22 protein-coding genes are annotated in these 24,748 nt (G+C 41.1%); 17 read left to right on the top strand and 5 right to left on the bottom strand.

The features are described 5' to 3' along the window. Window positions 1–21: 21 nt before the first annotated feature. The 5 genes from fabF to F7D20_RS09830 all read left to right on the top strand — a co-directional run bounded on the left by fabF (window position 22) and on the right by F7D20_RS09830 (window position 6,878). Window positions 22–1,284 (top strand): beta-ketoacyl-ACP synthase II, encoded by a 1,263-nt coding sequence (gene fabF, locus F7D20_RS09810; protein WP_158463887.1) that lies wholly within the window; start codon window positions 22–24, stop codon window positions 1,282–1,284. Next, the gene (rnc, locus tag F7D20_RS09815; protein WP_158463888.1) at window positions 1,274–2,326 is read left to right on the top strand and encodes a ribonuclease III; all 1,053 of its coding nucleotides are present in this window, start codon (window positions 1,274–1,276) and stop codon (window positions 2,324–2,326) included. Before fabF ends, rnc begins: the two co-directional genes overlap by 11 nt. 212 nt (window positions 2,327–2,538) lie before the next feature. Continuing rightward, window positions 2,539–4,050, top strand: coding sequence for a GH3 auxin-responsive promoter family protein (locus F7D20_RS09820; protein ID WP_158463889.1), 1,512 nt, complete (start codon window positions 2,539–2,541; stop codon window positions 4,048–4,050). A 30-nt stretch (window positions 4,051–4,080) separates the two neighbouring features. Next, a complete protein-coding gene (locus F7D20_RS09825) occupies window positions 4,081–6,054 on the top strand; it encodes an Ig-like domain-containing domain (protein ID WP_437182667.1) in 1,974 nt (657 codons plus the stop codon). An 8-nt stretch (window positions 6,055–6,062) separates the two neighbouring features. Then, window positions 6,063–6,878 (top strand): DUF3108 domain-containing protein, encoded by an 816-nt coding sequence (locus F7D20_RS09830; protein WP_158463910.1) that lies wholly within the window; start codon window positions 6,063–6,065, stop codon window positions 6,876–6,878. 329 nt (window positions 6,879–7,207) lie between these two features. Here F7D20_RS09830 and F7D20_RS09835 read toward each other — a convergent pair whose 3' ends face one another. From F7D20_RS09835 to F7D20_RS09845, 3 genes are all read right to left on the bottom strand, one after another. Continuing rightward, window positions 7,208–8,518, bottom strand: a complete 1,311-nt coding sequence (locus tag F7D20_RS09835) for a sensor histidine kinase (RefSeq protein WP_158463890.1) — start codon at window positions 8,516–8,518, stop codon at window positions 7,208–7,210. A gap of 20 nt (window positions 8,519–8,538) precedes the next feature. Further along, entirely contained in the window at window positions 8,539–9,345 is an 807-nt protein-coding gene (locus F7D20_RS09840; protein ID WP_158463891.1) for a hypothetical protein, read from the bottom strand. Window positions 9,346–9,434: 89 nt separating this feature from the next. Next, a complete protein-coding gene (locus tag F7D20_RS09845) occupies window positions 9,435–10,142 on the bottom strand; it encodes a response regulator transcription factor (protein ID WP_158463892.1) in 708 nt (235 codons plus the stop codon). Window positions 10,143–10,413: 271 nt separating this feature from the next. Between F7D20_RS09845 and F7D20_RS09850 the strand changes: the two genes are divergently transcribed. The 10 genes from F7D20_RS09850 (at window position 10,414) to F7D20_RS09895 (ending at window position 20,727) form a co-directional block, all read left to right on the top strand. Next, a complete protein-coding gene (locus F7D20_RS09850; RefSeq protein WP_158463893.1) occupies window positions 10,414–11,565 on the top strand; it encodes a PDDEXK nuclease domain-containing protein in 1,152 nt (383 codons plus the stop codon). 1,048 nt (window positions 11,566–12,613) lie between these two features. Beyond that, window positions 12,614–12,904 (top strand): DUF6804 family protein, encoded by a 291-nt coding sequence (locus F7D20_RS09855; RefSeq protein ID WP_158463894.1) that lies wholly within the window; start codon window positions 12,614–12,616, stop codon window positions 12,902–12,904. 1 nt (window position 12,905) lies between these two features. Continuing rightward, window positions 12,906–14,888 carry a hypothetical protein gene (locus F7D20_RS09860; protein ID WP_158463895.1) on the top strand — a complete coding sequence of 661 codons (1,983 nt, stop codon included), beginning with the start codon at window positions 12,906–12,908 and terminating at the stop codon, window positions 14,886–14,888. A 23-nt stretch (window positions 14,889–14,911) separates the two neighbouring features. Next, a complete protein-coding gene (locus tag F7D20_RS09865) occupies window positions 14,912–15,775 on the top strand; it encodes a hypothetical protein (RefSeq protein ID WP_158463896.1) in 864 nt (287 codons plus the stop codon). 58 nt (window positions 15,776–15,833) lie between these two features. Continuing rightward, the gene (locus F7D20_RS09870) at window positions 15,834–16,250 is read left to right on the top strand and encodes a DUF805 domain-containing protein (protein WP_228114164.1); all 417 of its coding nucleotides are present in this window, start codon (window positions 15,834–15,836) and stop codon (window positions 16,248–16,250) included. Between the two features lie 108 nt (window positions 16,251–16,358). Then, window positions 16,359–16,667 (top strand): hypothetical protein, encoded by a 309-nt coding sequence (locus F7D20_RS09875; RefSeq protein WP_158463898.1) that lies wholly within the window; start codon window positions 16,359–16,361, stop codon window positions 16,665–16,667. Continuing rightward, a complete protein-coding gene (locus tag F7D20_RS09880) occupies window positions 16,654–17,367 on the top strand; it encodes a hypothetical protein (protein WP_158463899.1) in 714 nt (237 codons plus the stop codon). The genes F7D20_RS09875 and F7D20_RS09880 overlap by 14 nt, the downstream gene beginning before the upstream one ends. Continuing rightward, window positions 17,364–18,545, top strand: a complete 1,182-nt coding sequence (locus F7D20_RS09885; RefSeq protein ID WP_158463900.1) for a hypothetical protein — start codon at window positions 17,364–17,366, stop codon at window positions 18,543–18,545. The genes F7D20_RS09880 and F7D20_RS09885 overlap by 4 nt, the downstream gene beginning before the upstream one ends. Before the next feature lie 251 nt (window positions 18,546–18,796). Next, a complete protein-coding gene (locus F7D20_RS13085; RefSeq protein WP_367383927.1) occupies window positions 18,797–19,027 on the top strand; it encodes a hypothetical protein in 231 nt (76 codons plus the stop codon). Between the two features lie 137 nt (window positions 19,028–19,164). Further along, entirely contained in the window at window positions 19,165–20,727 is a 1,563-nt protein-coding gene (locus tag F7D20_RS09895; protein WP_158463901.1) for an ATP-binding protein, read from the top strand. 76 nt (window positions 20,728–20,803) lie between these two features. Here F7D20_RS09895 and ftsZ read toward each other — a convergent pair whose 3' ends face one another. Continuing rightward, on the bottom strand, window positions 20,804–22,132 hold the full coding sequence (gene ftsZ / locus F7D20_RS09900; RefSeq protein WP_158463902.1) for a cell division protein FtsZ: 1,329 nt from the start codon (window positions 22,130–22,132) through the stop codon (window positions 20,804–20,806). A 144-nt stretch (window positions 22,133–22,276) separates the two neighbouring features. On the opposite strand from ftsZ, the gene F7D20_RS09905 reads away from it, so the two are divergent. Further along, the gene (locus F7D20_RS09905; RefSeq protein WP_158463903.1) at window positions 22,277–22,867 is read left to right on the top strand and encodes a hypothetical protein; all 591 of its coding nucleotides are present in this window, start codon (window positions 22,277–22,279) and stop codon (window positions 22,865–22,867) included. A 443-nt stretch (window positions 22,868–23,310) separates the two neighbouring features. After that, complete coding sequence (locus F7D20_RS09910) at window positions 23,311–23,574, top strand: helix-turn-helix domain-containing protein (protein ID WP_228114165.1); 264 nt, start codon at window positions 23,311–23,313, stop codon at window positions 23,572–23,574. Between the two features lie 183 nt (window positions 23,575–23,757). Here the strand turns inward: F7D20_RS09910 and F7D20_RS09915 are convergent, their stop codons facing one another. Beyond that, entirely contained in the window at window positions 23,758–24,234 is a 477-nt protein-coding gene (locus tag F7D20_RS09915) for a hypothetical protein (protein ID WP_158463904.1), read from the bottom strand. Window positions 24,235–24,748 lie beyond the last annotated feature (514 nt).

Raw genomic sequence — 24,748 nt, forward strand, 5'->3', positions numbered from 1 at the left:
TAGCAACTTCAATTATTATAAATGGAATTAAAGAGAGTTGTAGTAACAGGTCTCGGCGCCGTAACTCCAGTAGGTAATACTCCTGAGGAAACTTGGGAGAACCTCCTTGCAGGTAAGAGCGGCGCAGCTCCTATTACTCATTTCGATACAACCCTTTTCAAGACCAAGTTTGCTTGCGAGGTAAAGAACCTGAACATCAACGATTGGATTGACCGTAAGGAAGCCCGCAAGTTGGACCGTTACACTCAGTTGGCTCTTATTTCTGCCATGCAGGGTGTAAAGGATGCCGGTATCGATCTTGAGAAGGAAGACTTAAACAATGTAGGCGTTGTTTATGGTGTAGGTATCGGTGGTATCAAGACTTTCCAGGACGAGGTGACTTATTTTGGCACCCATCAGGAGAATGGTCCTAAGTTCAATCCATTCTTCATTCCTAAGATGATCGCTGATATCGCTTCAGGTCAGATTTCTATCCATTTCGGATTCCACGGACCTAACTACACTACTACATCCGCATGTGCTTCTTCAAGCAACGCATTGGCAGATGCTTTCAACCTGATTCGTCTGGGTAAGGCAAACATCATCGTCAGCGGTGGTGCCGAGGCTGCTATCTGCGAATGTGGTGTAGGCGGATTCAACGCTATGCATGCTTTGTCTACTCGTAATGATGACCCTGAGCATGCTTCACGTCCATTCAGCGCAAGCCGCGACGGATTTATCATGGGCGAGGGTGCCGGTTGCTTGATTCTTGAGGAACTGGAGCACGCCAAGGCTCGTGGTGCGAAGATTTATGCAGAGATGGTAGGCGAAGGCGAGAGTGCCGATGCTTATCACATCACAGCTTCTCATCCTGAAGGTCTCGGTGCAAAACTCGTTATGGAGCGCGCCCTTGAGGATGCCAACTTGAAGCCAGAGGATATTGACTACATCAATGTTCATGGCACATCTACTCACGTAGGTGACATTTCAGAAGCTAAGGCTATCAAGAATGTCTTCGGCGAGTCAGCTTATAAGCTTAACATCAGTTCTACCAAGTCTATGACTGGTCACTTGTTGGGTGCTGCTGGTGCTGTAGAGGCTATGGTCTGCGTACTCAGTGTTAAGAACGACATCGTACCTCCTACCATCAACCATGAGGAAGATGATAAGGACGAAGAGCTCGATTATAACTTGAATTTCACCTTCAACAAAGCTCAGAAGCGTGAGGTTCGTGCTGCATTGAGCAATACCTTCGGTTTCGGTGGTCACAACTGCTGTGTAGTATTCAAGAAATATGCTGAATAATTTTATAGATAGAATAAAGCTCTCTTTCCGAAAGGACAAAGAGCTTTATTTTTCTTTGTATCAGATTTTAGGTTTTTATCCACACGAAATTAGCTATTACAAGATGGCGCTGATGCACAAGAGCATCATGCACCGCAACGCAAAGGGAAAACCCATGAACAATGAGCGACTGGAGTTTCTCGGTGATGCCGTGCTTGATGCTGTAGTGGGTGACATCGTATATAAGCATTTCCCCGGCAAGCGTGAGGGATTTCTTACTAATACCCGAAGCAAGCTGGTACAGCGCGATACGCTCAACAAGCTGGCACAGGAAATGGGCATCAATCAGCTCATTCTGTCGAGTGGCCACAGCTATTCGCACAATAGCTATATGGGAGGAAACGCCTTTGAGGCTCTCGTGGGAGCTGTCTATTTGGACAGAGGTTACAATGTCTGCATGGAGTTTATGCAGAAGCGTATTCTCTCACAAATGATCAACATCGACAAGGTGGCTTACAAGGAGGTCAACTTCAAGAGCAAACTCATAGAGTGGAGCCAGAAGAATCGTGTAAAGCTCGATTTCGTACAGGTGGAACAGGAAAAGGACAAGAACGGAAGTCCTGTATTCACCTACAAGGTGGTTATAGAAGGTATAGAGGGCGGAACAGGCAAGGGCTATTCCAAGAAGGAAAGTCAGCAGATTGCCTCCAAGCTTACTCTGGAACAACTTCGTAAGAAACCTCAGTACATTGACGCCGTCTTTGCTGCCAAGTCCAACCGTACCAAGATGGAGGAAGAACCTGTGCAGAGTGTGCCTGTTACTGAGGTAAAGAGTGACTTCATCATCACAAAAGAATCCGAAACAGAAGAAAAACAGGTAGATGTCTTCTGCGAAAAGGTGTACGAAGAGACTTCCCAGAAGGATACAGAACCTAAAGTAGAAGTGAAAGAAGAAGAGGAGTTCGATCTGAGCGATATTTCTTCCACTCCCAAGGAAATGTCTAAGGAAGACATCATTGCTGCTGCCGAAGCTGCTGCCTTTGAGGAAGAAGGAGAGAAATAAAAAGAGGATAGCAAGGCTATTATCGTTGTAGATTTCAGGCGACTTGTCATGATCCAAAATATACTCACTACAGGCATTGCCCGCTTATCAGCAATGGTTGTAGTGAGTATTTTTTTGCCTATATACTGCCATTTGTATTAAAAATAGTAAAAACTTTCTGTATATTAAAAGTTTAGGTTAATTTTGCAACTTAAAAGATATTAATATCACTTATGAGTTTAACAAAGATAGTCAGTAACGTCTTCAAACCTCGTCAAAAGGAGTTGGAGAAGTACTTGTATGATGCAGAACATCTGCAGCACAATGTACTCATGCACCTTTTAGAGAAAGGAAAAAATACAGAATACGGCGTTAAGCATCTACTAAACAATACCGATTCTTACGAGAAGTTTGCCAACAATATACCTGTCAACACCTACGAGGAGCTGAAAGGTGACATCGACCGTATGCGCCACGGTGAGCAGAATGTGTTGTGGCCAGGAACTGTGAAATGGTACGCCAAGTCGTCGGGAACCACCAACGACAAGAGTAAGTTCATTCCTGTGTCACGCGACGGATTGCATGGCATTCATTATGCAGGAGGCTTCGATGCGGTGGCCTATTATCTGAGAAATCATCCCGAAAGCAAGCTCTTCGATGGAAAGAGCCTTATTCTTGGTGGAAGTCATTCGCCCAACTATAATGTCTCGGGCAGTTTGGTGGGCGACTTGAGTGCCATCCTCATCGAGAATATCAATCCTTTGGCCAACTTTGTGAGAGTGCCCAAGAAGCAGACAGCCTTATTGAGCGACTTCGAGGTAAAGCGCGACCGTATAGCCCGCGAGACGATGAATAAGAATGTGACCAATATCTCGGGAGTGCCCAGCTGGATGCTCAGTGTGCTGGTACGTGTTCTCGAACTTACGGGTAAAAAACATTTGGAGGAAGTGTGGCCCAACCTGGAAGTGTTCTTCCATGGCGGTATAGCCTTTACTCCTTATCGCAAACAATACGAGCAACTCATCACTTCGCCAGGCATGAACTATATGGAGACCTATAATGCCAGCGAGGGATTCTTCGGCTTGCAGGACGATCCATCCGACCCGGCCATGTCGCTCATGATCGATTATGACGTGTTCTATGAGTTTATACCTATGGACGAGTTTGGTACCGATCATCCTACGGTGGTTCCTCTTCAGGGCATCGAGGTGGGAAAGAATTACGCCATGGTTATCACTACCTCTTGTGGTTTGTGGCGTTATCTCATCGGCGATACAGTCATGTTTACCAGCAAGAATCCATACAAGTTCGTCATTACCGGACGTACCAAATACTTTATCAATGCCTTTGGTGAGGAACTCATCATGGACAATGCCGAAAAGGGATTGAAGTATGCCTGCGAGAAAACAGGAGCGCAGGTGGCAGAATATACAGCAGCTCCTGTCTTTATGGACAGTAATGCCAAGTGTCGCCACCAGTGGCTCATCGAGTTCTCCAAGGAGCCGGCAAGCCTTGACGAGTTTGCATCTTTGCTCGACAAGCATCTGCAGGAAATCAACAGCGACTATGAGGCCAAGCGTTTCCACGACGTCACACTTCAGCATTTGGAGATAGTGAAGGCCCGTCCTAACCTCTTCAACGACTGGCTCAAGAGCAAGGGTAAGTTGGGCGGACAGCACAAGGTGCCCCGACTGAGCAACAGCCGAAAGAATATCGACGAGATGCTCGAACTCAACAAACTATAATATGCGCAAAAAGGTAGATACACGAGAATAATGATGATAAACAAGATAGACAAATGGATTAAGACGCATAAGAAGGCAAGTGCTATGTATTTGCCCTTCTATGTCCTTGCCATTTTGCTTTTGGCTTCGTGTGCCAAGATGGGACAGCCTGATGGAGGATGGTTTGATGAGACACCGCCCAAGGTGATAGGTGCCAGTCCTGAGGACAAAGGAGTGAATGTGACATCAAAGAAAATAAACATTTACTTCGATGAATATGTCAAGATTGACAATCCTACAGAGAAAGTCGTCGTGTCGCCTCCTCAGATAGAAGTGCCCGAAATCAAGACGGCAGGCAAGAAGATTCAGGTATCGCTGGTCGACTCGCTGAAGCCCAATACCACGTACACGATAGATTTCTCTGATGCCATCAGCGACAATAATGAGAACAATCCTATGGGAAACTATACCTACAGTTTCTCCACAGGCGAGAAGATAGATACGATGGAGGTGTCGGGCTATGTGCTCGAATCAGAAAACTTGGAGCCCATCAAGGGCATTCTCGTAGGTCTGTACAGCGACACCGCCGATTCGGCTTTCCGTACCAAGCCCATGCTTCGTGTGAGCCGTACCGACAGCCGTGGCCGCTTCGTTATCAAGGGTGTGGCACCAGGCTCTTACCGCATCTATGCTCTTCAGGATATGGATGGCAACTATATGTTCAGTCAGAAGAGCGAGAAGATAGCCTTCTCTCACGACATCATCGTGCCATCTTTCAAGCCTGATACCCGTCAGGATACAACGTGGGTCGACTCTCTGCATATCAAGTCTATCGACCGGGTGGCGTATACTCATTTCCTGCCTGATGATATTGTGTTGAGAGCTTTCACAGAGTCACTTACCGACCGCTACTTCCTCAAGGCTGAGCGCAAGGATGCCAACAATTTCTCACTCTTCTTCAGCTATGGCGATTCCATCATGCCTGTGGTCAGAGGATTGAACTTTGATGCAGAAAACGCCTTCCTTATCGAGTCTTCTTTACAGCAGGACACACTTACCTATTGGCTTCGCGATACTGCCTTGGTCAATCAGGATACGCTGCAAATAGAACTGAGTTATCGTATGACCGACAGTACAGGTGTGCTTGTCTCACGTACCGATACCCTCGATGTACTCGCCAAGGAATCGTATGCCAAACGACAGAAACGACTCAACAAAGAGTTGGAAGAATGGACCAAGAAGCAGGAGAAGCGCAAGAAGAAAGGCGAACCCTACGACTCGGTCATGGCTCCCAAGCCTTTGGAGGTGAAGATAGGAGTGGCTTCACAGCTGGATCCCGACAAGAACATCAGTTTCTCGTTCCCTACACCTCTTGCCCATGTCGATACGGCAGGCATTCATCTTTATGCCAAGCACGACACATTGTGGTACAGAGCTCCTTTCGAGTTTGACGATATGGGCAACCGAAACTATAAGTTGCGGGGCGAGTGGCGACCCGACATCGAATACAGTCTTGAGATAGATTCGGCTGCATTTGTCGATATCTACGGGCTGGCTTCCAAGCCTGTAAAGCAAGGCTTCAAGGTTTCTTCGCTCGACGAATACAGCACCTTGCTGGTCAACATAACAAGTCTTGAAAACGAGCACCTGCTGGTACAACTGCTCAACGGGCAAGACCAGGTGGTGAAGGAAACCAAGGCTGTCAACGGAGTGGCGGAGTTCTATTATCTCAAGCCCGAGAAATATTATCTGCGCCTGATAGTTGACCGCAACAATAATGGCAAATGGGATACTGGTGATTACGATAAAGACCAGCAGGCAGAAGAGGTGTATTACTATCCTGAGGTCATAGAGTGCAAGGCCAAATGGGACATTACCGAGAGTTGGAACCCTACGGAACGGCCTCTCGACCGACAGAAGCCTGGTGTCATTACCAAGCAGAAGCCAGACAAGGAGAAAAAAGTGAAAAATCAGAACGCTGATCGTGCTAAGAAATTAGGCATTCAGTATGTTCCTAAAATGTAAGAGATATGATGAAATTTCTTAAAAAATCAGTACTGACAGCTATCTTGCTGTTTATGGTCAGCACTACGGTGTCTGCCCAGTGTACATTCCGTAACACGGCATTCAAGTCGGGTGAGTACCTGGCCTACAACCTCTACTACAACTGGAAGTTTGTATGGGTTAAGGCTGGTACAGCCAGTATGTCAACCATCCAGACCACCTATAAGGGCAAACCCGCCTATCGTGGTTCGTTGGTGACACGTGGCAACAAGCGAGTTGACGATTTCTTTGTACTTCGCGACACCTTGCTTTGTTATAGCAGCACCGACCTTGCTCCGCTCTATTTCCGTAAGGGAGCCCGTGAAGGCAAGCGCTATACGGTAGATGAGGATTTTTACAGCTATGCCAACGGAAAATGTCATGTTCGTATGCATCGTCAGCGCCATGATGGTACTCATCACTGGAAAAATGCAGCTTACGAAGACTGCGTTTTCGATATGATGAACATCTTCCTGCGTGCCCGCAGCTTCGACCCTGCCAACTGGAAGAAGGGTTATGTGGTGAAGTTCCCTATTGTGGATGGAAACGGCCGTACACCTGCCCAGATCAAGTTTTTGGGCAAGGAAACCATCAAGGCCGACAATGGTTTGAAGTATCGCTGTCTGCGCTTGGCTTACATGGAGTTAGAAGACGGCAAGTACAAGAGAATAGTCGATTTCTATGTGACCGATGACGAGAACCACGTGCCAGTACGTCTTGACATGTTCTTGAAGTTTGGCAGCGCCAAGGCTTTCCTCGTTGGTATGAAAGGAACAAGAAATCCCATCACTTCCAGAGTAAAGTGACAAACAAGACAGGTCAAGCTCAACAGCTTCACAGCTTGAGCTTGACCTTTTAAGAGAGATTTCTATTATTTGATTTCTATCATTTGTATGGTTGTACTGCTTTTCCGATACATGGTTCAAGCCAAAGAGTATCGTAAAGAGTATGATGACGAATGATTTAGCCATAGTTGTATCGTTTCTTTTCTTTATTGTTTACGATGCAAAGATACGGCTATTGCTGTAAATGTTGTGTTATCAGATGGTTATCTTTAAGTTAACGTTTTTCTGATTATGCCTGGCGTGCCACTCTGTTGATGAGTTGTGTCCCTGTAACTTGTTTTTTCTCCATCTTATTGCTTGTCTGAAACTTTAGGCAGGGCGATGGTAAACTCCGTCCACTTGTCTTTCTCGCTCTTCAGACTTATCTTTCCGCCATGGGCATGGATGACCTGGAACACATAGTTCAGGCCTATGCCAAATCCTTTTCGGGTCTTGTTGCCATTTTTCTCGTGTTCGGCAGCACGCTCAAAGCGATTGAATACCGATTTCTGTTCGCTCTTCGATATGCCTATTCCCTCGTCGTACACCTTAATATATATATAGTGGTTGTCCTCGAGGGTAGAAATGCGGATGTTGATCTTTTCTTTCGAGTATTTGGTGGCGTTGTCTATCAGGTTGCTGATAGCTTCCTTCAGATATTCCTCGTCTGCAGCCACAGTCGTTACCTTCAGCTGGGTGGCTATATGAATGGGCTTGGCCGACTTGGCTTTGTATTTCTCGGTCACATCCTCTATCATGGGCTCCAGATTTACTACAGTCTTCTGAATATTCAACTTGCCATGTTCCAGTTTCGAGATGGTGAGCAGTCGGTTGATGAGTGCTAAGAGATGCTGTGCCTCGTCTTCTACGATGGTGAAATATTTCTCCTTGATTTCTGGCTTCTTCTCCAGCACACCGCTGTGCAGGTATTTCGTACCCATGATGATAGAGGTGAGGGGCGACTTCATGTCGTGAACCATGGCATACGAAAAATCCTCGCGCAGGAGGCGAACACGTTCCTGCTCGTTGATATAGTTTATCTGGTCGATAATACTCAGGATGATGACGATGGAAATAAGGATAGAGATGAGGAGCAGCACCCAGTTATGTCTGAAGATGTAGATACTTCCGTTGGTGATGGTCATCTGGAAGCCTACGCTGTTGTCCAGTCTTACAGGCTGAATGTTGGTTTTCACTTCCTCCAGGAAGGGGAAGATATTGCTGTTGATATTTTTGCCTTCCATCACCTTTCCTGTTTTCATGTTCACCTTGTTGATGGCAGCGCGGAAAGGCAACTTCTCTGCTTTGAAAATAGAGTCTGCAATATTTGTCAAGATATCGGTGTTGGCATCTTGATGCGATTTTTTGTAGATGGCATCATAAAGGGATAGTGTAGGATTATAAATATTACTGGAAGCAATGGTATCTCCCGACTCAAAAAAAGAATCGCACCTATTTGTTTTATCCAACTCTAAGGCGATGGCTTTCTCCAATATCTCATTACATTCCTTTCCTAATTGTCGCGCGTTGATGTTATAGGTGTTCCACATCCAGAACATTTGGATAAGGAGAATGGCTATCAGGGCAGTGGTGCTGAGTATCTTGGTGCGGTTGGCATTCATATCATCTTCTCCTTTCTTCTTTATTCATCCAAGAGGTATTCGGTTTCTCTGCCTTCCTTCTTTGCTACTAAATAATTGCTGATGCTGCTTGCTGTCAATGTGGATCCAAAGCATCCCATGGCAGTACACAGAGGAATACTGGAAATATCGGTAGGAATCAGATTACAGATGATACAGGCCACAAATGTCACGATGGTGCTCCTTGTGGTTTTGTAGATATAAAAGAGGAGCGATGTCTGCACGATGCTCCATATCATCATCATGATAATCCATGTCAACGACTGGCCCGGGGTTGTGGCAATGAATGGTATGATGCTGAATACAAGAATGGTAAGGTAAGAAACCCATGTCTTCTTGCCGCATTTGATCAGTTCTTCGTATATCGCGCCGAAGATAATATAGGCTGAGATAAAAGAGCTGATAAGAATCATCGGAAGCATTCCTATATAGTCAAGAGGCATGATTTCCTTGTTGTATATTTTGATGTCCAACAAATTGAAGAGGGCGATAAACATCAAGGTAATTCCAAACAGGGGAAGGGTGTACCAGAACATAGCCTTCCACTTGTAGGTTGGATTCACTCTGCCCAGCGTAAACTTGGAAAACTTTGCCTTGCTGAAGGTGAACCATAATATAAGTATAGCAAGAATGCAGAAAACATAAATAATGGGAGTTCCTGCCTTGAGTAAGGAAGCCTGGTCGTTGGCATTTACCTCTTCCAGTTTTCCTGAGACAGCAAGGTAGATGCCTATCACTATACCACCAACAAACATGGTGCTACAGAATTCCGCTATCATTAATATATAGTAAAGTATCGACTTAAACATAATGCTTTATTTTTATTGTTGTTTTCTTTCTCTGAATAATGTTTTTATGCAAAGGTCTTCATACCGATGCTTCGACAACGAGCTTGCAGTTATTCTACAATGAGTTTGAAGCCTACGCCCCGGATAGTCCTTAACTCTACACTTGGCTCGTCTTCGATGGCAGTACGAATTTTCTTGATGAAAACATCAAGGCTTCTCGATGCAAAATAGTCTTTGTCTTCCACGTCCCAGAAACGACTCAGTACAGCGTCACGGCGCACCACTTCGTTCTTGTTTACCGCCAAGAGTTCCAAAATCTTTGCCTCACGTGCCGTAAGCATCTTCTCGCTGTGGTCCTCCTGGTTTTTCAGCGTGGCATGGTTGGCATCAAGGATATATTTGCCCAGTTTTACGAGCTGGCTGTTGTTCTTGCTGCGTTTGCCTTCCTTCAGTCGCATCAGGCTCTGTATGTGTGCATCCAGCTCTTCGGGTATGAAAGGCTTCTTCACATAGTTGTTGGCTCCGGCAGCATAGCCTGCCTTCAGGTCTTTGGGCGATGTAAGGCCAGTGGTAAAGAGGATGATGGTATCGCCATCTACCTCACGTATTTTCCTCACCATCTCCAGACCGTCCATGATAGGCATGTCTATATCCGAAACGATGACATCGGGCTGAAAGGTTTTCCATTCCTCCAGTCCTTGCCTGCCATTGACGGCAGTCTTCACCTCATATCCTTCGATGATATTTTCGAAGCAGCTTTTCTCCATATAGGCGAGGTTTTCGTCGTCTTCTACCAAGAGTAATTTTATGTCAGCCATAACTCTTCTTGTGTTTTAAAGATTATATTCTCTTACCCAATTTTCGCTGGGTTCCGTTCTCATGTGCAAAGATAGTTATTTTGTTGATAAGTTCCAAGTTTTCCACATTACTTAACCTAAAGATAACCCAAAGTCTTAGGCTTCAGAGAGATTGTTAAACCACAAATTTTAATTTGTCTAAATAGATGCCACTAATCTCAAAAAATCATTTATTTTTAACCGATTATCACGATAAAATTTTATATTTGTAGCATTAAATGGTTTTAGAATTATGGCAAAGAAAAATATAGACTTAGCAGTAGTCCTTCATGATGATTGCGACTACAAGGACTGGCTTGTGGAACTCAAGGAACGATTCTACAGCCATCGCCTCAAAGCGTCATGTGCCACCAATGGCTACTTGTTGGACTTCTATTGGAAGTTGGGACGAGACATTGAAGCTAAGCAATATACTAATACTTATGGCTCTGGATTTTACAAAAATCTCAGTCAGGATTTGAAGAACGAAATGCCAGGGGTGAAGGGATTCTCACCAACTAACTTGAAGTATATGAGCTACTTTTATAAGCTCTATGCACCATTACAGGCAAATTGTCCGCAGCTTGCGGACAATTTTATAGAGGACTTGTATATTGCAGATATTCAGCGAGTTGTAGCACAAAGTAAAAATCGTCCGCAAACTGCGGAGGATTTCAAATTGCTTTTTCTTATTCCTTGGGACCACCATCGTCGTATCATAGATAAGTGCAAGGGCAATATGGATAAGGCTTTGTTCTTTGTAAGAAAGACTTGGGAGAACAATTGGGGGCGTGACGTTCTGCTCAACTGGCTTGACACAGACCTTTATGAGCGTGACGGCAAGGCTATCACCAACTTCCAGGCTACGCTTCCTGCTGTACAAAGCGACTTGGCGCAACAGATAACCAAAGACCCTTATCAGTTGGACTTCCTTAACTTAAGGGAGAAATATGACGAGCATGACATTGAGGAAGAATTGGTGAACAATGTAACACGTTTTCTTTTGGAGCTAGGAAAGGGATTCTCTTATATGGGCAGACAGTTTCGTTTGGAGGTAGGTCAGCAGGAGTTCTTCCCAGACTTGCTGTTTTATAATGCCCACCTCCATGCCTATGTGGTCATTGAGCTAAAAGCCCAGTCGTTCCATCCATCATTCTTGGGGCAACTAAGTTTCTATGTGTCAGCCATCAACCATCAGTTCAAGACCGACATCGACAACCCTACCATCGGTTTGCTCATCTGCAAGGACAAAGACAATGTGGTGGCAAAATACGCCTTGGATTCATACAAAGAACCAATGGGTATATCAGAATATCAACTGTCAAAGCTCTTCCCGAAAGACTTCAAGTCTTCCATGCCGACTATTGAGGAATTGGAAAAGGGATTGAAAGATAATCGAGAATAACGAGCCAAGATGCTTAATATGAATAAAGAAGAAATAAAACAAGAACAAAATAAAGGGCTAATAGCTCGCATATTAGGAGGAACACCCACTATTTTACAGAAGGTGTTCTTTATACTTATGGCATTTTCGCTGATATTATGGCCCTTGGGATGCTATGTTTCTATATTCTTCTTTGATGCCCCTATCCGTTCTGATATAGACAAAGTTTCCTGTTATGGCATGCTTATCACGATATGGCTATATCCAATTTACTTATACCCTTTGTTGAGAATCATGTTTCGATTTTCAGAGAAATTAAAGGTCACTTGGCTTTATTATATTAGTCCGATTGTACCAATAGTGGTATTTTGGCTATTTTACTCTATCTGTACTATAAGTACTCCAAAGTCTTATGCTCCAGAGAGACTGTTAAACCACTGACAATCTCTCCTGAGCCAAAATGTACATGGAGTGTATGCTTTCACCTGTTATACGGAAAAGACAGAGAGACAGGATTAACTGAACGGAAGGTTCCCTGCTTGCTTCTCCAAGGACATTCTGCAGAACAGATGGCCAAGCCCAAACCAAAAAGCGACATTAAATTCGTTCTCAATGAACTTTTAACACTTAATATGTTGGACAACTCAGAAAAATTGCTTAATTTTGCATCCATAACAGTTACTCTTTTAATCGTTGTTTTATTGTTGTTTAGCGATTACAAAGATACAACTTTTTATTGAGAAACTGTTATTCCTACCCCATTAATTGGGGTGGAAAACTTTAGATATTTAATATCTTTGCAAGTCGGATAGGGTGCATTCCCTTTCCACTGATTTTTGAGATTTAAGAAGCGTTATGCTTATCGAAGTACTGGAAACCTAGGAAATTTCCCGACATACTCTAAGATAGCATAGTGGTTCTCACGCATAGCGTGGGCTGCTATTGTTGCATCTATGAGTATGGGCTTTCCTAGGGCCTCCGGTATTGAGATGTGGGCATTGCAGTTCACGCTTCTCTGTTTAACAAAAAGACCTAATAGGACTGAAAGGCCAAGAAAAGGGAGTATCTAATGAAGTATTTGAAGATAATCCTAGCGGTATTATTGTTATTGTGTTTACTAGATATGCCTTATGGTTTTTACATATTAATAAGGTATATGTCAACTGTCGTGTTTGGTTATATGGCGTATTCTTATTATCAAAACAATAAAAAGGAATTTGCTGTAGCAAGTGGGGCATTGGCTATATTGTTTCAGCCCTTTGTTAAATTAGCTTTGGGAAGGTGTGTGTGGAATTTTGTAGATATTATAATAGCTATAGGGTTAATTATAACAGTTTTACTAACTAATCAAGAAAAATAACATGAAAAGTTTAAATAAGAATAAATATACTCTTGCTTGTGTGATTTGTTTGCTAATTGCAATAATATCCATAATCTATGTATCCAATATTGTACCGACCTTGAAGGTGGAGTTGACATTAAAGGAACATAATGAGAAGTTTTTTGTTAATTTTGACAAAGAACAATTTTCTGTGTTGAAGAGCTCGCATTATTTTGACAAGAAAGAAACTAAGGATAATTCTGAGCAACTGAAAGAAATTGGACCAATACCAGAGGGAAAGTTTGTTTCTTCTTTTAATGGAAAAGGAGAGGGAATATATGGGTATTGGAAACCTTATTTGGCAATGGGAAGTAGAGCTGTTTATTATACAGAAAAAGTTCCTCAGAGATATTTGAGTGGAGAGATTATAAGAGATTTTTGGGGACGTATCGAATATGAGGAAGTTGAAAAGGTGAAATATGTCAATGAGCCATATTGGGATAGTCGCTATACCACAATACCTTATGAATATACATATACTTTTTCTGTTTTAGACTTGTCAGACTCGATTTCATCAATTGCTTCTGATAGTATTTATTCAATTCGTACTAAACAGTTTGCAAAACAATTAACTTCATATAAAAACTGGAAATTCTCACCAAATCAAGTGAAATGCAAAAGAAATGCAAATTGGGCTACATTTTATATGTCAGTTCTTCCTAAAAATAAAGATGCGGTTGTTTTTCAGTCTAAAGACGAAAAAGGAATTTCAGTAATACGTATTGTATATTTTGCAAATAGAAAGGCTTATGTATTGGATGTGCATAGTCCGTATGAATTGATAGAAAAAGCTAATGCAATAATGGAAACTTTTACAACTTTCTATCTTCAAGATTACAATGATATGGTTAGTATGAGATTACTATTGACCATATTGGGCAGCATCGCGTTTGTGGTATTTGGACTTATCTGTTTATTGATACCAAAAATTGTTTTACGAAATAGAGAAACTGTCTTCCCAAAGCAAGCTAAATATTTGATTCGTTATGCACGTGTCATGTGGCTTGTGAATATTATTTGTGTTTTTGCGGATGTTTACCCTATTTTTACAGGTGAACTTCGTCAAGATAGTTATTGGTGGAATATATTCTTGCTGTTCTTATGCGCAGTGGGGATGAATATATTCACTAATATGTATGTTGTAAATAAGGCGAAAGCTGAAAATGAGTTTGATTATTTGATTCCCAAATGGCTAAAATTTTATCTAATCAAAAGGCATATAACTGATGCGGAATATAAAAGCGTTGTAGTCTTTTTGCTATATCCGTTTTTTATATTGGGTAACTTACCATTTGGAATTTGTGTCTTGGGGTATATATTGCCAGTTGCTATTCTGTCAGTCATATTGATGGAAGTACGTATTTTCTCAAAGTGGACTCATGAAGATACGAATGGTAATAATTCTAATGAGGTTGAAGAATTAGGAGTGTTCAAAGATTATTATTTACTACTGGATATAAATAGGGATGCTTCTGAGATGGATATTGACATTGCTTTTAATAAAGCAATGGCTAAATATAACTCAAGAACAGACGCTAAATTGTACAGTGAAGTTTATAAGCGTAATATACAGGAGGCTTATCGTGTATTGAGTTCAACTAATCGATTAAAGCCTGAATATGATAAAGAATTTGATGCTTATCGTAAATCAAATATGATAAATTATCAATTCTTAGATGTTAATACTCAAAAGGATATAGCAATTATACAAGGAGAAATACATAATGCCAATTCGAATGCAAGTCATTCAAAGAGAAAAGGCAAGGTTCATAATATTATACTTGTGGCATTGTTATCTGTAGTATTGGCAGCTATTATATTTGTATTGTTGCATTTCGGCTCACATAGTTCACGTTATTTGACAAACACAGAGCCTGATGCTCCTCTTATTATGCCTTCAGAAGATTTTTCTGGCATTGGTGGTCCTTTCGACCCAAGGGATGATGACGACTTTGGACAATGATTGAACAGAATAAATAGCAAGTTATGAGACGGATATTGATTTTACTCGGTTTTGTATTAGAATGGGTCATATTTTGTTTGCTTCTTATTGTGTTTGGATTAGTAATTTTGATTATTACGAGGATTAATGATGCTTATGTGTCTAAACTTCCTCCTTTAAATGACCCTGAGTTGGAGTTGGCAGTAAAGGGCGTGAATGAACAGCTTCCTTTAGAAATATCTGATGGAGTTGTGATGAAAAGTCTGGAACTAAAGGATTCTGCTGTGGTAAGTACAATGGAAATAGATGAAACTAAATATCCATTTGAAGATTTTTTGCAGAATAAAGACTTGAAAAAGCGTTTGATGATGGCAAATATCGCAAAAAGTTCTCCTTTTAAGTCCTGTAGCTATGCTGATTTTGCAAATAAGGGATATTCTGCAAAAACGATAATCAAAGGAATTCAGTCACATAGGGAAATAGTGTTAGTAGCAACACCTGAGGAAATTAAAAATGCATCTAAAACGTCTTCTACTCAAAGAGAACAATTGGATTTGTATTTGAATAGTATCAAGGGAAGTCTTCCAAATAAAGTTGACGATGGACTAATTTTTTCAGATGTGGATATAAAGGGAAAACTGTTTGTTATGTTTTATACCATAGATGAAAAAATGTATGATATGAAAGAAGTTGATAAAAATAAGAATGAATTTAAAAATAATGTAGAAAAAGATCTCAAGACAGAAGGTGAGTTGATAAAGTTAGCTTCACTTCTTGTTCCTTTGGATATGTCCCTTAGAGTTAGTTATGTTGGTTCTCTTTCTAAAGAGCAAGTCAATGTTGACATACCATCTTCTTATTTAAAAGAAGTCGTTTTAGATAATCGACTTTCCAATCATTTCAAATAATATAAACATTTTTTAATATACGGTTATGACATTTTTCAATTCAATTAAAATGTGTTACATGAAGTCTTTTGATTTTAAGGGAAGAGCTTCAAAGAGTGAGTATTGGTGGTTCTGGCTGGTTCAGGTCCCTATTACTTTTATAGCATTGGGGGCATTGGGGACTTGGAACTCCGAAAAGTTTGATGTACTGTCTGGAGTGTTTTTAGGAATTACTATAGCCTCTATTCCTGCTAACCTTTCTTCTATGATACGTAGATTTCATGATGCGGGATTAAGTACTAAGCAATGTCTAAAGAAATTGTTTTATGCGGTAGCCCCATTCCTTTTTGCTGTCAATTTAATGACAAAGATCGATCTTTTTTCTTCTTTTGCTGTAGTACTCTTAATAGCATTATTATTTTCGGCAGTCTCATTTTTCCTGTTGTTCATCATATTGATAGGAGACAGTGTATATGAAGATGAAGAAGAGGAATAAGGGATAAAGTCGTTCGCAAGCCTTGCGAATGAAAAAACAAGGCTTGCTGATACAACTTATCGATTTTTTGTTTAATTTTGCAATCGATATTAATAATGCTACTATAATATGGGAAATGATACAGAAAATATAAAGATATTGTGCATCGGTGTCGGTGGGGCTGGCACTAATGTAATCAATCGTATGAAGGATATTGGTATTCCGAATGCAGAGTTTCTGACATTTGGAGGATATCGCTATGACTATAGCCATCCCGAAATTCCTCATTATAATCTTATAGAAGTCAATGAAATAGATAGCTTGCCTGATTCTGGGCCAAAGGTCTTTGAAAGGTTGGCTAATAATGTTGCCGATGATATAAAGGAAGTTCTTTTGTGTCATTTAAACTCTCGTAAGTTAGAAAATGAAAGAGTGTAAATATTGGATAGTTGTATTGCTACAGCTATGCTTTCTTTCTATCAGTTGTGGAGAAAAGAGGACAAAACAAGTTGCTCTTGCTCAAGATCATGTCATTTTGAAATTTGAAAATAATGAAGATGGAAAGTATTCGCAAACGATGATAGCACAAATCATCAAACATTTTCATCTGCCAAATAATACTGTTGTAACAGATGAGGATGTTGATGCTATCTTGTTGAGAAGCGTTGATGGGGGAGATGGCATTTATGGCGGTGACGTAGTTAGCATTTGGAAGTATTATAAGAAGCAGAATGCTATTCAAGAAATAGTTACGGCGCATCCTATGGCAGATTTGTTATGGTATAATCCTGATAAAAAACATGGTGTAACGATAGGGCTAGATTCTGTTTTTGTGGCAAGTGAAGCCATGCTTGTCCCTCAAAATCCTGATGTGGTAGTTGTAAATGGAACAATAGACAAGATGGAGGTAACCTATACATTTTTAGTAAATGTGGATGCGAGAAAAGCTATATTATTGCCATCTAATCGTGGCTGCTTCGGTTTTACATCAGAGGAAGGTCTACCTATTTGCTTATCTTTCAGACATCATACTAATGGCGAGCCTGGCAGATATTCTGTCGTTTCTGTTTATGATGAAAAAGGAAACCTCGTCAAGGAAATGTCGTTTGAAGATTATAAAAAAGATGAGGAGTTATGACTGTAATAGAATTGATAACCTGTATTCGGCTGCACAAGAAAGTAACTCTTGTAATTTTTGTGTTAGCATTGATAGTGGGAAAAATAGTATCTGTATCTATTGGCATGCACGGTGTTGGGACGTTTGATGGAGAGAAAAATGATATTTTGCGTAGGCGCAACTATTTGATAGGAAAACTGGTGACAACGCCGCAAATAGTAATGGAGGAGATGCCAGGTGGAATGAGTGCGCAGTTCCAAGGAGAATGGGCAATGTACTCTTGTTCTATGTTTGCAGCAGCATTGACAAATATAGCTAAGATTTACCCGAGACAAAAGGAGGTGTCGTTGGGGTATGTTGATAAACTCATAGGGATAGTTATGTCTTCAGAGATACGTGAGTATGATAGAAAAAGATGGTGGGGGGAAGATGCACTTGAGAGCCTTGATGGTGATCATAGCCATGTTTCTTATTTGAGTATTCTTGCTTGGATGATGGGAGAATATAAAGAATTAGGTGGAGACAATAAGTATGATGATTTATATGGGAAAATCTGTTGTACGCTTAATCGAAGAATGCTTGATGCTGAGGCTTTGAATCTTCCTACTTATCCTAATGAACCGATTTATGTTCCTGATATGTTGGTGGCCGTGGTAGCTTTGTCTCATTATGCAGAGTTGAATGATGGGAGGTATCAAGATACTGTGAATAGGTGGATAGAGAAAGCAAAAACTGATTGGTTGGATGCAAAGACAGGTTTATTGGTTTCTTTTTTGGACAATACGGGAGCACATCAGATTGGTGATATGCCGGTGAAAGGGTCTTATTCGGCATTGAATTGTTATTATCTTTCGCTTATAGATAAGTCTTTTGCAAAAGAGCAATACGAGCGATTGAAACATTATTTTTATCAAAGTAGTCCAATTTCTGGCCTAAAGGAATATCATGATAGATTTTTTCTTTTTGGTATGGATGCCGATGCAGGTCCGATTATTGCAAATCTAAGTCCTTCAGGTACAGCGTTTATGGTAGGAAGTGCTACTTACTTTGGAGATTTTGATGTAAGAAGAAACCTTTTGAAGACTGCAGAGATTGCTGGCTCTACTTTCTACGGCTTTACAAAGAATCATTATCTTCTTGCCAACTTTGCCTTAGTAGGGGAGGCTGTTATGCTGGCTATGCGGACTAATGTGGAATAAATATTTTATACTTATGAGGAGACTAAAGAAAATATTAGATTCATGGAATGTACTTCGTCATAGAATGAGAAATCAAGATGAGGCGCAAGAGGTAAAGGCGAAACCGTCTTTTCCTACAACAGGCATTATAGGAGCAATAGCAGGTGATTGCTTTGGAGCAGCTTATGAGTTTAATCCTGTGAAAAGCATGTACTTCGACTTATGTCTCTTATCTAGAGGCTAATTCTTATACTGCGGCAATTCGTAATGCCATTTCTCTTGGTGGTGATGCCGATACAATGGCTTGCATGGCTGGCGGTATTGCTATAGCAACCAAAGGCATGGAAATGCCCGAGGACTTGGCTTACTATATTTACAATCATGTGCTTGACGATTATCTACGTCATGTGCTATATGAGTTTAATCAACTGAGCCCACTTAAAAAAGTAAAGCTTGTTTTAAATGTTTATTTCAGTAACTACTCAGTTTTCAAGAGTCTCTGAATTTTACTAAAGGGCTATTTATCAAGCATAAAGATGAGTAGTTACAAAGTAAGGAGTATTTTGTTAATAATCAGAAAAACACTTGCTTTCTGAAATATTATCTGTATCTTTGTGCCGGGATTATAAAGATTAAGATTATGGCTTCAAAGAGATATCCTTTGGGAATACAAACGTTCTCCGAAATCGTGAAGGGGAATTACTTCTATGCTGATAAGACGGCTATAGTCTATCAGTTGGCTCATTATGCCAAGTTTCATTTTCTGAGTCGCCCACGTCGATTCGGAAAATCCTTGTTTGTTTCTACCCTCCAGGCTTACTTCGAGGGTAAGAAAGAACTGTTCAAGGGACTTGCCATCGAACAGATGGAGAAGGAGTGGACGGCATATCCTGTCATCCACCTGGATCTGAGTTGTGGTAAATATTATAGTTTGGAGAATACATATTCAATTCTAAACGGAATACTGGAAATAGAAGAGAAAAAATATGGTTTAAAGGTTAATTCAATAAATGAGAAGTCTTTTGGAGGTCGTCTTAAGAACATCTTGCTGGCTGCCACGGCTCAAACAGGTAAGCAAGTTGTTGTTCTCATCGACGAATATGATGCCCCGATACATGATTCTGTCAGTGACGAAGAGTTGCAGAAGGCCATCCGCAACATCATGCGAGATTTCTTCAGCCCCTTGAAGCAACAAGAGGGAAACATTCGCTTTGTATTCATCACAGGCATCTCCAAGTTTAGTCAGCTCAGCATCTTTAGCGAGTTGAACAATCTCAAGATTCTCACGTTGAAGGATGAATACAGTAGCTGTTGTGGTATTACCAAGAGTGAATTGACTCAGTATTTCCGTGAGGGTATCGAGGAGATGGCAGAGCATAATGGACTCACTTATGAGGAGACCTTGCGACAACTCAGGCAGCATTATGATGGCTACCATTTCAGTATCAATAGTGAGGATATCTTCAATCCTTATAGTATTATCAATGCTTTGGACGATAAGGAGTTTAATAGCTATTGGTTTACATCTGGTACGCCTACGTTCCTGGTAGAGTTGTTGCAGCAGAAGAATTTGGATATGCTCAATCTGGACGATTTATGGATTAATGATGATCGTTTTGATACCCCTACAGAAAAGCTTACAGACCCGATTCCTGTTCTTTTCCAGAGTGGCTACCTTACCATTAAAGGATATGAGCGAAGAGGAAAATTGTATCATCTCTGTTTCCCAAATCAAGAAGTAAGACAAGGCTTCTCGAAAAGTCTCGTCAGGTATTATACTGCGCAAGACATGAACAGATATGATGCTATTGTGTATGCCTATTCCAAGAATGTGCTCATCAATGACGATATGGGAGCCTTTATGCCTCACTTGAAGGCCTTCTACGATAAGTTCCCATATACGATTATCAACAATAATGAGCGTCATTATCAAGCCGTGATGTTCACCATCTTCACCATGCTTGGTGAAGATGTGAAGGTGGAGCATACCACTTCGGATGGAAGAATAGACCTTGTGCTCAAGACAGATAAGAGTATCTTTATCTTTGAGTTGAAATATGAGAAGTCTGCTGATACCGCTATGGCGCAAATCAGCGGAAAGGACTATGCCAAGGCTTTTGCCGATGATGAGCGGAAGGTTGTGAAAGTGGGTATTAACTTCTCTGAAGACCAGCGAAGCATAGAGGGTTGGGTGATAGAATAAATGACATCTTGAGATTGATAAAACGCAGAATCCTGCCGGCATTACAGCCAACAGGATTTTTTTGCATCAGCAAAGGCTATTCATCTTCCGTGATGATGTCTAAATCTTCGGCAATTTTCTTCAGTCTGTCTCTTATCCTCTTCGCCAAGGTTGGTGGCTCTTGCTGGACGACAGGCTCTATGGGCTCTTCTTCTATGACTGGAGATTCTTCTATCGGAGCTTCAGGGATGAGTGGGGCTGGCTCATCAGGGATGTTTGTGGATTCATTGGTTGATGGATTTGTTGGAATCTCTTCTTTTGGGGAATCTTTCTTCTTTTGAAATTGGAAATTGTCACGTATCGGATGATAAAGTTTGTCGATAATTCTCTGGTAATCATCTTCATCCTTGGTGTTAGTGACAGGATTGTCCTGAATTTCGTCTGACAGCTCGTTGTTGAGACCTGTTGCCAGGATGGTGACTTTGGCATCCTCATCCAGACTGTCATCATCTGAAAGGCCCCAGATAACCTTAATGTCTGGATTCAATTCATCGAAGAAGGCATCTATCTCTCGCATTTCCCTAACGAAGATAGGGTGCTTGCTGGAGGTATAGATGTTGAAGAGGATGCGCTGGGCATTGCTGATGTCGCTGCCGTAGAGCAATGGGGAATCCAAAGCGTTGAGGATGGCATTCTGAACTCTGCCTTCTCCGCTGGCTCTGCCCATAGCCATGATGGCACCGCCGCCGCTCTTGATGGTGGTCTCGATGTCACGGAAGTCGAGATTGATAGTTCCCTCTACGGTTATCAGTTCAGAGATGCTCTTGGTGGCATCGCTCAGCACCTTGTCTGCCAGTTTGAAGGCATCCTTTACGGTAATTTCTGAATCGGCATATACATCGCAAAGTCGCTCGTTGTTGACAATGAGCAGGGCATCTACATTCTTGCGCATCTCTTCTACCCCCTGCAGGGCCTTCACAATTTTCTTTCTCTTTTCAAAATAAAATGGGATGGTGATGATGCCCACCGTCAGGATGCCCATGCTTTTGGCGATGCCTGCGATGACGGGGGCTGCTCCTGTTCCGGTACCGCCACCCATGCCGGCTGTAACGAATGCCATCTTAGTTCCGTCATCCAGCAGTCGCTTGATGTCTTCCTGGGTGTTCTGCGCTTCGCTTCGTCCAACTTCAGGGTTCGCACCTGCTCCCAAGCCGCTCTTTCCAAGCATGATCTTAACGGGCACAGGTGATTTGGATAGCGACTGGCTATCCGTATTGCAAACGGCAAAGCTCACATTTACAATACCTTCTGAGTACATATTCTTAACGGCATTACATCCGCCACCACCCACACCTATCACCTTGATGATATTCTTGGTGGTGTCTTCTGTCTGTCCGAAATCTATAGGAGTCCAATCTTCTGTCATCTTATCTATATTTCTATTTTGGGCACAAAGATAATAAAAAAGGAGTAATTATACAATAATAAAAGAAACGCAAGGCTTGCAAAAGAAGATTCTTCGATGCTGGCAAACGTTTTTTCTTATTCTTTTTGTACTTTTGCATCCTGTATGCAAGAAGAGCTGAGAAATATGGATGCTGAGGAGAAAGCTGCTATCATACAAGCGCTTTCCTCCCAACTTTTGGCAGAAGGAAGAACTGACCTTTTGCTGAAAGCTATCAGTGTGCCTGTATTGGAACAGCTTCGTATTGAGGCAGCAAGGGCTACCCTCAGTCCTTTGGTCATAACGGCGGATTATCGCTTCCTGTTGCCTGAGTTTGGTAATAAAGAAGTACAGCTCAGTCCTATCCATAAGGCACTCTATCTGCTTTTCCTGAACCATCCGGAAGGTATTGAATTCAAGAATCTGGTAGATTATCGGGAAGAACTTCTTCAACTTTATCAAAAGATAGGAAATAGAATAGATATGGATAAGATTACCGAAACAGTGAACCGTCTGGTGAATCCGCTTGATAATGCGATAAATGAGAAGTGCTCACGTATCAAGGCTGCGTTTTCTGATATGATGGATGAGTATCAGGCAGACTATTATATCATCAACAGTCATGTGAAACGGCATCAGGGAAGTTCTATGAAACTGTGGTTTGAGAGGTTGAAAATCATCAATCTCCCAAGAGAATTGGTTGTTTATCAATGTTGAAGATTAATCCCATTCCACAACTAATCAAGAATACATCGGTTGGGTACAAACACTCGCTTGATGCTTTCATTTCAGTTCTCATAATATAATATATCAAACCAAATTACTTCTGCTGCTTTCGTTAAAAAGTATAATCTTCGTTCAGCAAGTAGTGTACAGAGCGCCATCAAAAAACTGTTGGAATATCACTTGGTTTCTACCTCGCAAGCTACTTATTATATAGATGATCAATTGATGGGGTTGTGGCTGAAAATGTAACTGATGTGCGAAACTTGATTTTTTCTAAAAGTTTCTTAAAGATAGTATTACTTTTTATCAGAAAATACTATCTTTGCAACTGATAATATCTTGTTATTATCTATCGGTTTATGCAAGAAACAAATAATATATTAGCAATATAGGATAACTATCTCCATGACAATCCCGATGAGATTGCCAAGGAGATGGCGAATGACTTTAGAAGACGAAGGATAGAGAAAAATATGACACGTGAACAAGTGGCGGATAAGTCGGGTGTGGCTGTCAGCAATATCACGCGTTTTGAACAGAAGGGTTTGATTTCGCTCAAAAACTTGATAGGTATCGCCATGGCTTTGGAATATACGTCAGAGATAAGGCATGTCTTCTCGCAACCTAAGTATTCGACGATGGAGGAACTGCAACAGATCAAGCGGAATGCTAACAAGAAAAAGGCACATCGGCTATGAAAAGAATAAAATCTTTGATAGTTAAGTATCATCAAGAGACGATCGGCACTTTGGCATTGAGTGTCGATGGAAAGGTGTGTACTTTTTAGTACGACAAGCAATGGCTTGCTACAGGTTTTAGCATATCTCCATAAAGTTTATAAAAAATATGATTTGCGATTTTTTCAAGTGAACTCAGTTCTTTTATAATTCGGTATCTATTTTCACTGTTGTTACGTTTGTATATCCTGCGGGAATGGCAGCATGTTGTCCCGTTAAGAATATTAGCGGAGCTGCAACAATGGTACCAGCAACGACAGCACCTGACGTATGATTTTTTCTGCTAAAATCAATTTCTCCTTCAAGTGGAACTTTTGTATTATTGTTCGCAACACAATACAACCATTCAACTTTTAATTTACCCTTTGTTCCTGCAATACCAGATTTCTTTGCAACGAGTACTTTTGCGTATGCCTTTGCCCCTTTTGATATTACAATGCTATCACCGACTTTTATATCTTGAGATACATCAAAAGCCACCAAATCTCCTACATTTACATTCTTGGCACGGATTTCCTTTTTGTTCTCAATGGAAATTAGAGAGCCAGCTTTCAGAACAGGCTTTTGGGCATATGTAAACGTGCTGCATAAACAGAGAAATACCAAAATATTTTTTTTCATATTTTTTTAAGTTTAAAATCATGAATAAAAGTTCCCCCAAAAAATATAGGGTAAAAAACAACAGTTTCTCAATAAAAAGTTGCGATCTTTGTAATCGCTAAACAACAATTTAAAGAGTAATTGTTATAGATGCAAAATTAAGCAATTTTTCTGAGTTGTTCACATATTAAGTGTTAAAAGTTCATTGAGAACGAATTTAATGTCACTTTTTACCTGGTTTGGGCTTGGTCACCTGTTCTGTAGAATGTCCTTGGAGAAGCAAGCAGGCATTCCTGCCGTTCAGCTAATCCTGTCTCTCTGCCTTTTCCGTATAGCAGGTGAAAGCTATACTCCATGTACAAGAAGTCATAGGCAATTCTCTTTCTACTTGTTAAGATTATGTAATTTAGATTATGCAGTTTGCATAATTTAAAACAAATAATTATATTTGCATGCGGAAATCAAAACATAGAAGAATATACCCCAGTTCGGGATAAGAATAGTTCATAAAAAAGTTGGTAGTCTCACAAATATT

It is taken from the genome of Segatella copri (genome assembly GCF_009495355.1).
Lineage (GTDB): Bacteria > Bacteroidota > Bacteroidia > Bacteroidales > Bacteroidaceae > Prevotella.